This window comes from Micromonospora pallida (genome assembly GCF_900090325.1).
Lineage (GTDB): Bacteria > Actinomycetota > Actinomycetes > Mycobacteriales > Micromonosporaceae > Micromonospora > Micromonospora pallida.
Window position 1 is genome coordinate 20,983 of sequence record NZ_FMHW01000002.1, and the last position, 15,536, is coordinate 36,518.

The 15,536-nt window shown below is 72.5% G+C and carries 14 protein-coding genes; 9 read left to right on the plus strand and 5 right to left on the minus strand.

Annotation, left to right across the window (positions count from 1 at the left end; translation table 11 throughout):
• Positions 1-2: 2 nt before the first annotated feature.
• From GA0074692_RS00330 to GA0074692_RS00370, 9 genes are all read left to right on the plus strand, one after another.
• Positions 3-707: a hypothetical protein gene (locus GA0074692_RS00330; protein ID WP_141725098.1), complete on the plus strand. Its 705-nt coding sequence runs from the start codon at positions 3-5 to the stop codon at positions 705-707.
• The gene (ubiG, locus tag GA0074692_RS00335; protein WP_091638513.1) at positions 707-1,498 is read left to right on the plus strand and encodes a bifunctional 2-polyprenyl-6-hydroxyphenol methylase/3-demethylubiquinol 3-O-methyltransferase UbiG; all 792 of its coding nucleotides are present in this window, start codon (positions 707-709) and stop codon (positions 1,496-1,498) included. The genes GA0074692_RS00330 and ubiG overlap by 1 nt, the downstream gene beginning before the upstream one ends.
• Positions 1,499-1,501: 3 nt before the next feature.
• Positions 1,502-1,978 (plus strand): SRPBCC family protein, encoded by a 477-nt coding sequence (locus GA0074692_RS00340; protein WP_091638514.1) that lies wholly within the window; start codon positions 1,502-1,504, stop codon positions 1,976-1,978.
• The gene (locus tag GA0074692_RS00345; protein ID WP_218106499.1) at positions 1,975-3,051 is read left to right on the plus strand and encodes a type III polyketide synthase; all 1,077 of its coding nucleotides are present in this window, start codon (positions 1,975-1,977) and stop codon (positions 3,049-3,051) included. The genes GA0074692_RS00340 and GA0074692_RS00345 overlap by 4 nt, the downstream gene beginning before the upstream one ends.
• A gap of 63 nt (positions 3,052-3,114) precedes the next feature.
• Positions 3,115-4,584 carry an aminotransferase class III-fold pyridoxal phosphate-dependent enzyme gene (locus GA0074692_RS00350; RefSeq protein ID WP_091638515.1) on the plus strand — a complete coding sequence of 490 codons (1,470 nt, stop codon included), beginning with the start codon at positions 3,115-3,117 and terminating at the stop codon, positions 4,582-4,584.
• Positions 4,585-4,621: 37 nt separating this feature from the next.
• On the plus strand, positions 4,622-6,100 hold the full coding sequence (locus tag GA0074692_RS00355; protein WP_091638516.1) for an aminotransferase class III-fold pyridoxal phosphate-dependent enzyme: 1,479 nt from the start codon (positions 4,622-4,624) through the stop codon (positions 6,098-6,100).
• A gap of 32 nt (positions 6,101-6,132) precedes the next feature.
• Positions 6,133-7,890, plus strand: coding sequence for an AMP-binding protein (locus GA0074692_RS00360; protein ID WP_091638517.1), 1,758 nt, complete (start codon positions 6,133-6,135; stop codon positions 7,888-7,890).
• Complete coding sequence (locus GA0074692_RS34470; protein WP_176738240.1) at positions 7,887-8,480, plus strand: NADPH-dependent FMN reductase; 594 nt, start codon at positions 7,887-7,889, stop codon at positions 8,478-8,480. The genes GA0074692_RS00360 and GA0074692_RS34470 overlap by 4 nt, the downstream gene beginning before the upstream one ends.
• A 31-nt stretch (positions 8,481-8,511) precedes the next feature.
• Positions 8,512-9,405, plus strand: a complete 894-nt coding sequence (locus tag GA0074692_RS00370) for a methyltransferase domain-containing protein (protein WP_176738241.1) — start codon at positions 8,512-8,514, stop codon at positions 9,403-9,405.
• 62 nt (positions 9,406-9,467) lie between these two features.
• On the opposite strand, the gene GA0074692_RS00375 is transcribed toward GA0074692_RS00370, so the two are convergent.
• The 5 genes from GA0074692_RS00375 to GA0074692_RS00395 all read right to left on the minus strand — a co-directional run bounded on the left by GA0074692_RS00375 (position 9,468) and on the right by GA0074692_RS00395 (position 15,528).
• On the minus strand, positions 9,468-11,453 hold the full coding sequence (locus tag GA0074692_RS00375; RefSeq protein ID WP_091638520.1) for a cytochrome c oxidase assembly protein: 1,986 nt from the start codon (positions 11,451-11,453) through the stop codon (positions 9,468-9,470).
• A complete protein-coding gene (locus tag GA0074692_RS00380) occupies positions 11,450-12,010 on the minus strand; it encodes a copper resistance CopC family protein (protein WP_091638521.1) in 561 nt (186 codons plus the stop codon). The genes GA0074692_RS00375 and GA0074692_RS00380 overlap by 4 nt, the downstream gene beginning before the upstream one ends.
• Before the next feature lie 74 nt (positions 12,011-12,084).
• Complete coding sequence (locus tag GA0074692_RS00385; RefSeq protein WP_218106504.1) at positions 12,085-13,149, minus strand: HAD-IIA family hydrolase; 1,065 nt, start codon at positions 13,147-13,149, stop codon at positions 12,085-12,087.
• Positions 13,150-13,181: 32 nt separating this feature from the next.
• The gene (locus tag GA0074692_RS00390) at positions 13,182-14,147 is read right to left on the minus strand and encodes an L-tyrosine/L-tryptophan isonitrile synthase family protein (RefSeq protein WP_091638522.1); all 966 of its coding nucleotides are present in this window, start codon (positions 14,145-14,147) and stop codon (positions 13,182-13,184) included.
• A 154-nt stretch (positions 14,148-14,301) separates the two neighbouring features.
• Complete coding sequence (locus GA0074692_RS00395) at positions 14,302-15,528, minus strand: cytochrome P450 family protein (RefSeq protein ID WP_091638523.1); 1,227 nt, start codon at positions 15,526-15,528, stop codon at positions 14,302-14,304.
• Positions 15,529-15,536: the final 8 nt, after the last annotated feature.

Sequence of the window (15,536 nt, forward strand, 5' to 3'; positions counted from 1 at the left end):
GGATGACCACGACGACCAACGAGGGGACCGCAATGTCGAGCGCGGGTGTGGGCGCGGCCGCCGACCTGGCCGTGGACTTCGAGAAGCGCCGGGCCGGCCGGGTGGACGCCGGTGACCTGGTCGCCGAGAACCTGGCCGCCCTCGACGCGGCCGGCGTCACCGCCGACGCGCTCGGCGACGGCGGGCAGCGGCGGCAGGCGCTGCGGACCGTCGCGCAGGGCTGCGGGGCGACCGCCTTCGCCCTCGGCGCGGCGCTGGCCGCCGGGCGGGCCGAGGCGGTGCTGCACCACGCCGCCGTCCAGCTCGGCCTGGCCGAACGGGCGTACGCGGTCGCCGTCGAGCGGGTCCGGCAGTCCGGTGACGCCGCCCGGCAGCCCGGCCCGCAGTTCGCGGTGGCCCGGATGCGCGGCTCGCTGGACACCATGACCGCGCTGCTGGACCGGCAGGCCGGCCGGGCCGTCGGGGAGGACGCCGCCGCGCTGGCCGAGGCGTGCACCGCCGGGATCTTCCTGGCCGCCGAGGCCGAGGCCGTGGTCTCCGCCGCGTACGACCTGGTCGGCGCGGACGCCGAGGGCGCGGCCCGGATCGGCCAGCTCTGGCACGACCTGAAGGCGACCCCGGCCCCGGTCTCCGGATCGCTGGCCCGGGAACTGGTCGGCAAGGCCGCCGTCGGCATCGACCCGGACGAGACCCCGAGGTGGGTGTGATGGCGGGCAACGACCGGCACCTGACCGCGCTCGACCCGAACGCGGTCGCCATCGACAACGAGTACTACCACGAGGTCGGCGACTCGTGGTGGGACGCGAGTGGCCCGCTGCGCGCCCTGCACGACATGAACCCGTCCCGGGTGACCTATTTCGACGAGGCCGCCCGGCGGGCGTTCGGCGAGGACCGTTCGCAGATTCGGGTGCTCGACATCGGCTGCGGTGGCGGGCTGGTCTCCGAGCGGATGGCCGCGCTGGGCTACCCGGTCACCGGCGTGGACCTCTCCGCCGGCTCGATCGAGACCGCCCGCCGGCACGCCACGGCCAACGGCGTGACCGTCGACTACCAGGTCGGCTCGGCGTACGAGCTGCCGAAGCCGGACGGCGCGGTCGACCTGGTGGTCATCTCGGACGTGCTGGAGCACCTGCACGACCTGCCCGGCGCGGTGGCCGAGATCGCCCGGGTGCTGCGCCCCGGCGGCATCGTCGTGTTCGACACGATCAACCGCACGGCGGCCAGCTACCTGAAGGCCATCGTGCTCTCCGAGAAGATCCTCAAGATCGTCTACCCGGGCACGCACAACTGGAAGATGTTCATCCGCCCGGACGAGCTGCGCGCCGTCTTCGCCGACCACGGCCTCGACCTCACCGAGATCAAGGGCCTGGAGCCCGTGGCGCCGCCGCACAAGCTCGTCCCCGCCACGCTGCGCGGTCGGGCGGTCGGTCCCTTCCACCTCACCACGTCCACCGCCGTGAGCTACATCGGCCAGGCCGTCAAGTCCCAGGAGAGCTGACACATGGTTTGGATCAGGACCAAGACCAAGCGCGACGCGGTCATCCGTACCAGCCGCGACGAGCTGCGCAAGGTGATGCTCGACGTCGTCGGCACCGGCAAGCTCATGCCGGGTGTGGAGGAGCTGACCCAGGTCGGCGACAACCTGTACCACTACCGGCTCGCCGAGGTCTCCAACGGGGTCGTCCGGTTCACCCCGGAGTACACCGCCCAGTTCGACACCTCCGACCCGGACGCGATCACCTGGGAGCCGGTGGGCGAGTCCAACTTCCGCTCCTGGGGCACCTTCCGGATCACCGACGGCCCGACGCCGGAGGAGCAGGTGCTGGAGATCGACACCCGCTCCGAGGCGTCCGTCGACGTGGCCCGGGTCGTGATCGTGCTGATCGAGCCGTTCGCCCAGAAGGAGAGTGACGAGGTCACCGGGGGCTTCGTCAAGGCGATCCGCCAGGCGGTCGAGTCGGGGAGCGTGTCGGGGTGATCACCGCGACGGACCCGACCCGGCCCGCGCGCATCGTCGGCCTACGCACCGCGCAGGCCGGCCCGGCCATCTCCCAACGGGAGATGTTCGACTCCTTCTACAAGAACCTCTACGCCGAGGTGCCGGACGCCGAGAAGCTCTTCATGAGCACCCAGGTCAACCAGCGCCGGATGCTCTGGCCACCGAAGGAGCACTACGGCGACGGCTGGCCCGGCATGCAGGCCCGGATCGAGGCGTGGGAACAGGGCGTCCTGGCGATGGGCCGGGAGACCGTCGGCGGGGTGCTCGACGGGGTCGAGACCGACCGGGTGGGCAGCTACACCTTCGTGAGCTGCACCGGCTACGCCGGCCCGACCCCGGAGATGCTGCTGGCCAAGGAGTTCGGCCTGCGGAAGAACCTGCGCCGCACCTTCGTCGGCCACATGGGCTGCTACGCGGCCTTCAACGGCCTGAAGGTCGCCCTGGACTCCCTCGCCGGCCGCCCCGACCAGCTCGCCCTGGTCACCTGCGCCGAGGTCTGCTCGGTGCACCTGCGCCCCGAGGCGACCAAGGAGCAGGTCGTGGTCACCGGCCTCTTCGGTGACGCCGCGGCCACCCTCCTGCTGGAGGCGGTGGAGGGTGACGTCGACGCGGCCGAGGGGCTGGTGGTCCTCGGCACGCACACCGAGACCCACCCGGAGACCTCGGCGGCGATGACCTGGAAGGTCATGGACGACGCGTTCCGGATGACGCTCTCGCCGTACGTGCCGGTCTACCTCGCCGAGACGATCCGGCCCTTCGTCGGCCGGCTCCTCGAACCGCACGGACTCTCGGTCGGCGACGTCGCGCACTGGGGCATCCACCCCGGCGGCCCGAAGATCATCGACTTCGTCGGCGACCGGCTGGAGCTGCCCCTTGCGGCGCTGCGTCCGTCGCTGGAGATCCTGAACTCCTGGGGCAACTGCTCCTCGCCGACGGTCCTGCTGATCCTCGAGCAGATCCTCCGCGAGTCCCGCCCGAAGCCGGGGGAGTACGGCGTCCTGATGGCCTTCGGACCCGGCCTGACCATGGAATCCGCCCTGGTCCGCTTCTGAGGACCCGGCCCGCTTCCGATCCTGCCCGCCCACCCCGAGAACCACGAGAAACGGAGTCGGCCCATGGCCACCCCCAACCCGACCGAGAACCTGGTCGCCGAACTGCTCACCCAGCCCTGGGTGATCGACATGTTCACCGAGATCGGGGAGCGTCAGCGCCAGTCGATCGAGGTCTCCGGCCAGGTCCGGGAGCGCGCCGCGTCCAACCACGTCTTCTGGCCGTTCCACGCGCCGCAGTTCCCGCTGGTCGTCGCCGAGGCGGCCGGCAGCCGGATCACCGACATCGACGGCAACACCTACCTCGACTCGCACCTGGGCTTCGGCGCGCAGGCGCTGTTCGGGCACAACCCGCCGGCAGTGGTCGAGCACGTCCGGGAGCACCTGGGCCGCTCCACCGGCAACGGCTACCTCAACCTCACCGAGCTGCAACTGGTCGACCTGCTCGAGGACATCCTGCCGCACTGCCAGAAGTTCGCCTTCCTGAACTCCGGCACCGACGCCACCAACGCGGCCATCCGGCTCTGCCGGGCGCACACCGGCCGTCGGCTGGTGGCCAAGTTCGAGGGCGCCCTGCACGGCGTGCACGACCTGGCCGCGCACAACACCGCCTTCTGGTACCACGGCCACCCGACGCAGCCCTTCCCGGAGGTCACCGAGGACGGCATCGCGCCGCTGCCCTCGCTCACCGGCGTCGCGCCGGCCCCGAAGACCGAGCTGCTCGTCCTGCCCAACGACACCGCTGCCGCGCTGGCGCTGATCGAGAAGCACCGCGACGAGCTGGCCTGCGTGCTCGGCGAGGCGGTCTCCTCGTCGTTCCCGTACGCCGAGCACACCGTCCCGCTGATCAAGGCGGTCGCGGAGCGCTGCAAGACCCTGCGGGTGCCGTTCGTCCTCGACGAGGTGCTCACCGGCTTCCGCTACGGGATCTCCGGCGCCGCCGACCACTTCGACATCCCGGCCGACCTGTACTGCTACGGCAAGGTGGTCACCGGTCTCGGCCTGCCGCTGTCCGTGGTGGCCGGTCGGGCCGACATCATCGACCACATGCAGACCACCGGTCTGCCCCTGACCGACCTGGGCCGCAAGACCTGCGTGCAGACCACGCACGCCGGCAACCACCTCTCGCTGGCCGCCTCGTTCGCCTCGCTGAGCCAGCTCCGCGACGCCGGCCCGGCCTACTACGAGCGCACCCGGGCCAAGATCGCCACGGTGCAGAACCGGCTCGCCGACTTCCGTACCGAGACCGGCATCCCGCTGCGGCTGCTCGGCTTCGGCGACTTCATCGGCTCGTTCGGCTTCGTCGCCGGCGAGTCGTACGACGACTACCGCGAGTTCGCCGCGGCGGTGAACCCGATCGGGCTGTTCCTGCTGACCCTGATGCTGCGTCGTCGGGGCATCTACACGCTCAGCCTGCCGATGTTCTTCACCGGCGACGCGCACAGCGACGCGGACGTGGAGGAAGTGCTCGCCGCCGTCCTCGACTCCGCCCGGGAACTGGACAAGCACGGCTTCCCGTTCGTCCTCCCGGCCTGATCACACAACTCCTCGAAACACGGATGGGCCAACGCCAATGACGATCGCCGACAGCACCCCTGACACCCGTACCCCGGCCGAGATCCTCGCCGATGTCATGTCCCAGCCCTGGGTGGGCGACCTCTTCGCCGAGCTGACGGAGCGGCAGCAGAACTCCATGGCGTTGGCCGAGGAGGTGCGGGAGCACGTGGTCACCAACCACGTGTTCCTGCCCTTCCACGCGCCGATGTTCCCGCTCGGTGTCGCCGAGGCCCAGGGCAGCCGGCTCACCGACGTCGACGGCAACACGTACATCGACTCGCACCTCGGCTTCGGCGGGCAGTCGCTGTTCGGCCACAACCCGCCGCAGGTGGTCGAGTTCGTCCGCGAGCAGGCGCTGCGCGGCACCGGCAACGGCTACCTCAACCCGCTGGAGCTGAAGCTCGGCGAACTGCTCAAGGAACTGATCCCGCACTGCGAGAAGTTCGCCCTGCTCAACTCCGGCACCGACGCCATCGCCATTGCCACCCGGCTGGCCCGGGCGTACACCGGCAAGCGGCTGGTCGCCAAGTTCGAGGGCTGCTGGCACGGCACCGGCGACGTGGCCGCCCACAACACCTCGTTCTTCGCGCACGGCCACCCGAAGGTGAACCCGTTCCCGGAGATCGGCTCGGACGGCATCGAGCCGCTGACCGCCTTCACCGGCGTGCCGCAGCTCGAGATGCTGATCCTGCCGCACGACGCCGCCGCCGCGAGCAAGCTGATCGAGAAGTACGCCGACGATCTCGCCTGCGTCATCGCCGACGCCGCCTGCCAGTCCTGGCCGTTCACCGACCAGACCATCCCGGAACTGCGGGAGGTCGCGCAGCGCTGCCAGGAACTCGAGGTCCCGTTCATCCTGGACGAGGTGCTCACCGGCTTCCGGTTCGGCACCGCGGGCGCGGCCGGCCACTTCGACATCCCCGCCGACCTGCACTGCTACGGCAAGGTCGTCTCCGGTCTCGGGCTGCCGCTGGCGGCCATCGGCGGCAAGGCGGAACTGCTGGAGGCGGCGCACACCTCGGGCATGCCGCTGACCGACATCGGCAGCAAGACCTTCGTGGTCAACACCCACTCCGGCAACCACCTGTCGATCGCCGCGTCGTACGCCTCGCTGAGCATGCTGCGGGACGCGGGCCCGGCCTTCTACGAGCGGACCGAGGCCAAGGTGGCCCGGGTGCAGTCGCGGCTGGCGGACTTCCGCGCCGAGACCGGCATCCCGTTGCGACTGCTCGGCTTCGGCGCCTTCGCCGGCACCTTCGGCTTCACCGCCCGGGACTCCTACGACACCTACCGGGACTTCGGTGCGGCGGCCAACCCGCTCGGCCCGGCCGTGCTCACCCTGATGCTGCGTAAGCGCGGCGTCTACACGCTGAGCATGCCGATGTTCTACACCGGCGACGCGCACTCCGACGCCGACGTGGACGCCATCTGTGACGCGGTGATCGACGCGGCCCGGGAGATGGGTCGCAACGACTTCCCGTTCGTCATTCCCTGATCGGTTCGTTATTCCCCTGATCGGAGCCCGTGATGAGCATCGACAGCGCCACCAGCGCCGCCCTCGCGGTACACCCCGACCGGCGGGGTTTCACCCCCGACCCCGCCGCCGGGATCGCCCGGCTCACCCCGGCCGGCACAGTGGCCGGCGCGCTCGTGGAACGGGCGCGCCGGCAGCCCGAGGCGGTCGCCTACTACCTGCCGGACGAGCCCGAGGCCGACCAGCGGATCACGGTGGCCGGGATGCTCGACCGGGCGCACGCGGCCGGCGCGGCCCTGGCCGCGGCCGGGCTGCGCCGGGGCGGCCGGGTCTGCCTCTGCCTGGACACCTCGGCCCCGCTGCTGGCCGGACTGTTCGGGGCGGAACTGCTCGGCGCGGTTCCGTCAGTACTCGAGCCGCCGCTGAGCGCCGGCCGCAAGCAGCTCTGGCTGGACCGGGTGCGGCACATCGTGGCGGTGGCCCAGCCCTCGGTGCTGGTCTGCGACGAGGAGCTACGGGAGGCCACCGTCGAGGCCCTCGCCGGGCTGGACGTCGCGGTGATCAGCCCACCCTTCGGCGACGGGGTGGTCGCCGACCCGGTGCTGGACGCCGACCCGGAGGAGCCCGCCTTCATCCAGTTCACCTCCGGCACCACCTCGGCGGCGAAGGGCATCGTGCTGAGCCACCGCTCGGTGCTCGCCGCGGCCTCCGCGATCGGCCTCGGCGGCCCGTTCTGCGACGGCGACGTGATGGCGAGCTGGCTGCCGCTGCACCACGACATGGGCATGGTGGGGGCGACCATGACGCCGTTCCTGCTCTCCCTGCCGTCGGTGCTGATCCGGCCGCTGGCCTTCGGCACCCGTCCGGACCGCTGGCTGCGGCTGATCCACCGGTACCGGGCCACCCTCTCGCCCGCGCCGAACTTCGCGTACCGGCTGGTCGCCGCGGTGGGGCGGAAGGTCGACCTGACCGGGGTGGACCTGAGCTGCTGGCGGGCGGCGTTCAACGGGGCGGAGGTGGTCGACGCGACGACGCTGCGCGACTTCCTGGCGGTGGCCGAGCCGCTCGGCTTCCGTCCGGAGCACCTGCGGCCCTGCTTCGGCATGGCCGAACTCGGCCTCGCCGCGACCTTCTCGCCGGTCGGCACCCCGCCCCGGAGCGAGCCGGTCTCCCGGACCGCGATGGCCGAGCAGGGCCGGGCGTCGGCCCCGGAGTCGCCGGAGGACACCCACCACTACGTCTCCTCGGGCATCCCGGTGCCGGGCACCAAGATCCGGATCGCCGACGCGAACGACGTCGACCTGCCCGACCGGCATGTCGGCCGGCTGCTGGTGGCCAGCGACTCGATGATGACCGGCTACCTCAACGGTCCCGCCGACCCGCTGCTCGAACTGCGCGACGGCTGGCTGGACACCGGCGACCTCGGCTTCCTGCTCGACGGCGAACTCTTCGTCACCGGGCGGAGCAAGGACCTGATCATCCTGGCCGGCCGGAACTACCAGCCGCAGACCTTCGAGCGGGCCGCCGAGACCGTCGACGGGGTGCGGGCCGGCGGGGCGGTGGCGGTCGGCGTACCGGACCCGCGCAGCGGCACCGAACGGATGGTGCTGGTGGTGGAGAGCAAGAACCACCGGGACCCGGAGCGGCTTGCCGAGACGGCCCGCGCCGTCGAGCGCGCGGTCAGCGACCGGACCGGCGTACGCCCCGGGAAGGTGGTCGTGGTCGCCCCCCGTACCCTGCCCAAGACCTCCAGCGGGAAGCTGCAGCGCCCGCAGGTGGCCGCGATGGTGGCCGCCGGATCGATTCCGTGACCGGCGTGGAGCTGGCACTGCTCGGCGGGTCGCTGCGGCCGGGGTCGGTGAGCGAGCGGGTGCTGCGCGCCTGCGCCGACCTCGCCGCCGACCGCGGTGCCCGCTGCACGGTGCTCACCGCGGCGGACCTGGAGATGCCGCTCTACCAGCCCGGTGCCCCGCACCGCCGGCCGGCCGCCGCCGAGCTGCTGGCGGCGGTGCGCCGGGCCGACGGGCTGATCGTGGTGACCCCCACCTACCACGGCGGCATGTCCGGCCTGGTCAAGAACGCCCTGGACCACCTGGAGGACCTGGCCGCCGACCGGCCGGCCTACCTCGACGGGAAGGTCGTCGGATCGGTGGCCGTGGGCTGGAGCGAGCACGGCGCGGCGACCGCGGTCGCCGCGCTGCGTACCACGGTGACGTCGCTGCGCGGCTGGGTCACGCCGATGGCGGTCGCCGTCAACTCGATCGAGCTGGCCGCCCTCGAGGACGTCGACGCGGCGATCCGTGCCGACGCCCGGCTGATGCGCCGGCTGACGATCCTGGTCGGCCAGGTCACCGACTTCGCCGGCCGGGGCACCGCGGCCCGCCTGGTTCCCAGTGCCTGACCCACCCCCTTCGCGACAAGGAGAGCGCCACGTGAGCACCCAGACCACCGACACCGGGCTGAGCCAGGAGGGTTCGGTCGAGGACCTGCACCGGGCCGTGCGTGACCACTACGACAAGCTCGTCGACCTCTACGAGGACCTGTGGGGCGAGCACATCCACCACGGCTACTGGGACCTCGACGCGCCCCACGTGTCGCGGGACGTCGCACAGCGGCGCACCAGCCAGGAGCTGATGCGGTTCGGCGGCATCCCGGAGGGCGCGAAGGTGCTCGACAGCGGCTGCGGCATCGGCGCGTCCGCGGTGATGCTCGCCGCCGACCTCGGCTGCACGGTCGAGGGCATCACGCTCAGCCACGAGCAGGTCAAGCGGGCCACCGAGAAGGCCGCCGGGGCCGGCGTCGCCGACCGTACGTCGTTCCGGGTGCTGGACGCCATGCACACCGACTACCCGGACGACACCTTCGACGTCGTCTGGTCGATGGAGAGCTGCGAGCTGATGCCCGACAAGCGGGCCTACCTCGCGGAGAACCTGCGCATCCTCAAGCCGGGCGGCCGGCTCGTGGTGGCCACCTGGACCAGCCGCGACGACCAGCTCGACCCGAAGGAGGTCAAGCTGCTGCGCCGGCTCTACCGCGACTTCGCCATCTCGCACGTGCTGCCGCTGGAGCACTACGCGAAGCTCTGTGGCGAGTTGGGCTACACCGACGTGCGGACCGCGGACTGGACCGACAACGTCCGGGCCACCTGGGCACTGTCGGCCGACATCGTCAAGCCGCTGATGCGCGACCCCTCGTACGTGTGGAAGCTGGTGCGGGCCAAGGGCGCGGACATCTTCCGCTTCCTCAACTCCGTCCCGCTGATGAAGCAGGCGTACGACAAGGACGTCATGCACTACGGCGTCTACACCGCCGTCAAGCCGGGCTGACCGAGCACTGCCACCGGCTCCCCGTCGAAGGATGCGCGTCCCTCGACGGGGAGCCGTCGTGTTCACCCCGGCCGCTCGCCGGTCGTCACCGCGCTCTCGTCTCCGTTGGCCGGCGTCGGCTGCTCGTCTCTGTTGGCCGGCGCCGGGCCCTCGACGTCGCCGGCCGGCTCGGGGGCGGTTCGGGTGAGCCGGACCAGACCGGCCACCGCCAGCACCACCGCGCCCGCCAGCGCCGTCCAGGCCGCCTGTTTGTGGTCGGCGGCCGGGGTCGGCGCCCAGTCCGGGCGGACCAGGTCGAACCAGTCGGCCGACCGCAGCCGGTCGCTGCGCCGGACCAGGACGGCGAAGAGCACCAGCGCCGCCGTGGTGACCGCCAGCACGGCCGCGACGACCCGCCGGGGCCGGTGGCGCAGCACGGTGGCGACCGCCCCGCCGGCGAACAGGAACGCGGTGAGCATCCCCAGGTGCCCGACGTGCCGCTGCATCAGCCAGCTCAGCACCGGGGCGACGTAGGGCAGGTAGAGACAGGCCACCAACGCGACCACCGCGGTGACCGGATGGCCCAGGCCCCGTGCGGGGCCGCTGCGGCGCAGCGTCTCCCACCACTCGCGGGCCCCGGGGAGGTCGGGCGTGGGCCCGGACCGCAGCACCGCCCCGGCCAGCGCGCCGGGCGCTCCACCGCTGACCAGCAGCGGGACGAGCACCAGCAGGGCCAGGTGCTGGCCGATGTGGTGGGCGTGGGTCACCGCCGCGTACCGGGCGAAGCCCAGACAGGTCACCGCGACCAGCACCAGCATGCCGGCCAGCAGGCTGACCGTACGCGCCGCCGGCCAGGCCCGACCGGCCTGCCGCAGCCGACGGACGCCGGCGAGGTACAGGCCCCCGCCGATCACGGCGACGAGCAGGAAGTACGCGTCCGGAACCGGCTGGCCCAGCAGCCGGGCCACGGTCGGGGCGGCGGGCAGCGGGAAGCCGAGCAGTTCGGTGTAGACGTCCGGCTCGGCCGGGTCGACGGTGACCGGCGCCGGGGACCGGGACATCGCGACGCCGACGGCCACGATCCCGGCGAACACCAGGACCTCGATCGCGGCGAGCCGGCGGAACGCCCGCGCGCCGTCGACGGCGAGCCGGGGCAGCGTACGGGACCGGTGGGCGGCCCCGAAGCCACCCAGCGCCACCAGCACGACTGCCTTGACCAGCACCAGCGCCCCGTACCGGGTGCTCCACAACTCGTCCGGCCGGTACAGCCGGAGCACGGTGTTGGCGACCCCGCTCAGTCCCATCAGCACGAAGCACCAGAGCGCCAGCGTGCTGTAGCGGCGGGCCGCCCGGGGCAGGTCCCGGGTGCCGGGGAGGGTGAGCAGCGCGGCCAGGCCACCGACCCAGAGGGCCGTCGCCGCGGTGTGTATGCCGACGCTGCTGACCGCGATCGCGTGGTTGCCGGAACCCGCCGAGTGCCCGGTCAGCACCGGCGGGAGGGTCGCCGCGACGGCCAGCAGGGCGGTGACCGCGACGCCGGTACGGGTGATCGCCCAGCGGGTCGCGGCGAGCACCATGGCGATCATGGCCGCCGCGACGACCAGTCCCTGCCCCTGCGACACCGACATGGCGAGGCTGAGCACGGTGACCGTGGTGACCTGGTCGGCGGGCTGGCCGAGCAGGCTGGAGGCGGTGAGCGGCAGCGCGACCACGGTCGCCACCAGCCAGAGCGCCGCCGACCAGGACGCCCGGCGGAGCAGGCGGTACCCGGTCGGACCGACCAGCCGGTCCAGCCCGGGCAGGAGGAACGCGGCGGCGACCGTCCAACCGACGGTCAGGACCGCCCCGAGGTAGCTCAGGGCCCGGGCGACCGGAAGCCCCCAGGCGGTGACCGCGCCACCGTCGGGCAGGCCGAGGATCTGCTCGCGGTCCGTCCCGCCGCCGTACCGCAGCGCGCCGGCGAGGACGACGGCGGCGACGGCAACCGTCGCGGCGACCAGCACGGGGACCGGGACGCCGCGTCGGGCGGCCACCGGCGGGTCGACCGGACGCTGCTCGACCCGGGTCACCGGGGGAGCCGCCGCGCCGCCCGACGGGGCCGCGTCCCCAGCGCCACAGCCGCCGCCAGCAGCACGAGCCCGCCGCCGGCCACCAGCGCCCAGGGCGTGCCCGACCGGGTGGTCGAGTCGTCGGCGGGTTCCGCCGGGGGCCGGACCGTCGGTTCCTGACCGGGCGGCAGGGCGACCCGGAACCGGAACTCACCCTGCACCGGATGCCCGTCGGAGCCGACCACCCGCCACGCGACCCGGTACGACCCCGAGCCGGTCGGGTACACCGGCTGGCGGAGCCGGAACTGGTCGACCTCGACCCCGCCCCGCAGGTACGACCGGCCCTCCGGCCCGGCGACCACGATCGTGACGAACCGGTCCCGGACGCGGTCGTCGAAGGTGAACTCGACCGTCTCCACCGGGGCCGAGAGGGTGGTGCCGTCGGCGGGGCTGGCGTCGACCAGTCGGGCGTGCGCGCTGGCCGGGGTCGCGGAGACCGCGAGCGCGACCGCCACGGCGGCCATCGCCGCTGCCACCTGTCGGATCACCAGGCCGGCCGGGCCGGACCATCGGGGCATTCGGAACTCCTCTACTCAGGCCATTCGAGTAGGAGTCGTTCCCGGTGCCCTTCCGGTTCCATCGTGAGTCGACATCACCTCCGCAGGCTCTCCCGCTGCCGGGGGCGCAGCAGGTCCCGGGAGCGGGCACCGACGACGGCGGGACGGCCCTCGTCCCGGGCGGCCCACACCGTCTGGCACAGCACCCGTACGCCGTCGGCCCGGTCCCCGGGACCGCCCGCCAGGACGATCTCGTTCCCCTCCCGTCGGGTGTGCCAGGGGCCGCAGGTGTGTCCGTCGTCCGAGCCCCGGATCGGCGGCGGAGCCCGGAAGAGGCCGCGCAGGTCGGTGACGACGTGGGTCGGCCGGTGCGCCGGTGGCGCGTCGAGCAGGTCGTCGACGCCGGTGACCCCGGTCAGGACGAGCACACTGTCCAGGCCGCTGCGGTGGGCCCCCTCGACGTCGGTGGCCAACCCGTCACCGACCATCACGTGTGGACCCGGTCCGCGCCGGCAGGCGTACTCGAAGATCGCCGGCTCCGGCTTGCCGGCGACCAGCGGCACGCGTCCGGTCGCCAGCGTGACGGCGTGCACGAGGGCGCCGTTGCCCGGCGCCATGCCGCCCTCCCGGGGCACCGCGAGGTCCAGGTTCGTGGCAATCCAGGGCAGCCCCCATGCCACGGCGTAGGACGCCTCGGCCAGTTGACGCCAGTCGACCTCGGGGGCCGACCCCTGGACCACCGCCACCGGATCGTCGGCGGCCGTGCGGACCGGGGTCAGTCCCTCCTGGCGCAGGGCCGCCAGCACCGCCGCCCCGCCCACCGCGAGCACCCGGGAGCCGGGCGGCACGGTGGCCGCCGTCATCGCCGCCGCCACCTGTGCCGAGGTGACCACCGAGGCGGCCGACGCGGGGACCCCGAGCCGGTCCAGCAGGGCGGCGACCTCGGACGGCGTCCGGGCGGGGTTGTTGGTGACGAAGATCCGGTCCCGTCCACGCCGGGCCAGGTCGGCGAGGGCGGGTGCGGCGTGGTCCACCGCGACCGCACCGCGATAGACCACCCCGTCCAGGTCGAACAGCATCGTGCGGTAGCGCTCGACCAGTGGGCGGTCGGCATCCCGGCCACCCGGCTCCACCGGGGTCACCGGCTCCACACGTGTCACTGGCTCCACAGGTGTCACCGGCTCCGCAGTGGTCACTCGGCGGAGTCGACCACGTAGTGGCTCGGCCGGCCGTCCCGGCACACCAGCTTGCCGGCCTTCTCGGCCTCCGCCCGGGGTAGCAGCGCGAAGCGGCCGTCGGTCCGCAGCACCGCTGCCGAGTGCCAGGGGGTCAGCCACATGTCCCGGATCTCCAGCAGCCGGATGCCGAACTTGGCCGCCCCGCAGGGCTGCGGGTGGATGGAGAGCCGGACCGACACCGGATAGTGGTCGGCGATCAGGTCGCCCCAGGCCCGGCTGCGCTGGATCACGCCGTACGCCCGCTGGCGGCAGTCCCGTTGCAGCGCGGCCTTGCTGTCGTGCCACTCGCTGACGTCCTCGACCAGGAACCGGGTGATACCCCGGTAGAGGCTCAGCGTCTTCTCGTCGGAGCGGACCTCGTCGCGCAGGCTCTCCAGCGACTGGGCGTACTGCTCGGTCAGCAGCTTGCGCTTGCCGTCGTAGTCGTACCCGGCGTAGACGTCCTGGAGGCTGAACGCCTCGATGTGGGACAGATCGTGCCGCTCGACCATCGCCTGGATCTCGTCGCCGTACTCGGTGATGTGGTCGTCCGGCACCCGGATCAGGTCGCCGAAGACGTGCCCGTCGGAGCAGAGCAGCATCCGCGCCCCGGGGGTGTGCACCTTGGCGACCTGGTCGCAGAGCTGGTTGAGGAACTGTAGGGAGAGCAGTTCCCCCATGTCGGGCAGGTGACCGAGGACCTTGCGGCGGTTGGGTGACTTGCACGGGAAGGCCGGCAGGGTGAACAGGATCGGTTCCTGCCGGTCGACGAAGTGCCGGATCGCCCCGAGCTGCTCGGCGAAACAGTCGGTGTGCGCGTGCTCGCCGGCCTCGGACCGGCGGTGGGGCAGGAGGAAGCGCAGGATCACGTTCGAGATCAGTTCGGCGGTGTCGCTGCCCGGGGCGTGGCCCTGCGACACGGTGGGGGTGGAGCGTGGCATGGTCTTCTCCCAGCTGACATCACGCTACGGAAGGGGAGGGCCCGAGCCGACGACCGTCAGGCCTGGGTGACCCAGTGGCTCGGGAGGGCGCGCGCTCGCCCGCGGCCGACCGGGGTCGGCCGCGTGGGACGGTCGTGGAGAGGAACCCGGTGGTTCAGGGTGTCGCGGTGAAGGTCACCGGCAGACGTTCGACACCCCGACCGAGGACGGCCGGAATCCAACCCAGCTCGCCCGGATCCGCGGCGAGCTTCAGGTGCGGCAGGCGACGGAGGATCGTCTCCAGCGCGATCTGGAGTTCGGTGCGGGCCAGCCCGGCGCCCGGACAGAAGTGGATGCCGTGCCCGAAGGCGATGTGCGGGTTGGGCGAGCGGGTGAGGTCGAGTTCGTCCGCCCGGTCGAACCGGGCCGGATCCCGGTTCGCGGCGGCGAGGGACACGATGACCGAGTCACCGGCGGGGATCCGGGTGCCGAACAGGTCGGCGTCCTCCCCGAAGAACCGCCAGGTGGTCAGCTCGAAGGCACTGTCGTATCGCATCAGCTCCTCGGCGGCGCGCGGCAGCAGGGACGGATCGGCGGTGAGCTGCTCCAGCGCCTCCGGATGGGTCAGCAGGGCCACCATCGCGGTGTTGATCTGGTTGGTCATCGGCTCCTGCCCGGCCACCAGGAGCTGGAAGATCATCGAGGCGAGTTCCTCGTCGCTCAACCGGCCGTCGTCGTTGGCCTCGACCAGCCTGGCGAGGAGGTCGTCGCCGGGATCGGCCCGCCGGTCCGCCACCACCTCGGCGATGTACGCCTGGAGGCCGTGCAGCAGGCCGATGTAGTGCGCGCGGTGCGGCGACTTGGGGCCGACCGGCTGGACCACCCGGCACCACTCCCGCCGGAACCTCCGCGCGAGGTGGGGCGGCAGGCCGATCACCGTGCTCAGCACCAGGAACGGGAACCTGGCGCTGAAGCTCTCGACCAGGTCACCGTGCCCGACCGGGGCCAGGTCGTCGAGGAGTTCGTCGGCCATGGCCTGGAACTGCGGCCGGAGCGCCTCGAGGCGTCGGGGGTTGAGCGCCTCGGTGACGAACCGCCGCATGAACGTGTGCTTGGGCGGGTCCTGGTGCAGCAGGTGGACCTGGAGTTGTGAGTGCTGCGGCTCCGGCATGATGGCGGCGAGACTGCGCCAGGCGTCGTTACCCAGGTCGTGGTTCTTGCCCAACCGGGGATCGGTCAGGGTACGCACCGCCGCCTCGTAACCCGTGACGAGCCAACCCCGCACGCCGCTCGGGAACTCGACGGGATGGACCTCGCCCTTGTCACGTAGCTGCTGGTAGGTGCCGTACGGGCAGCGCTTGAACTCCGGCCCGTAGAGCGGATAGGCCTGCTCTGACGTCATCGGTGTCT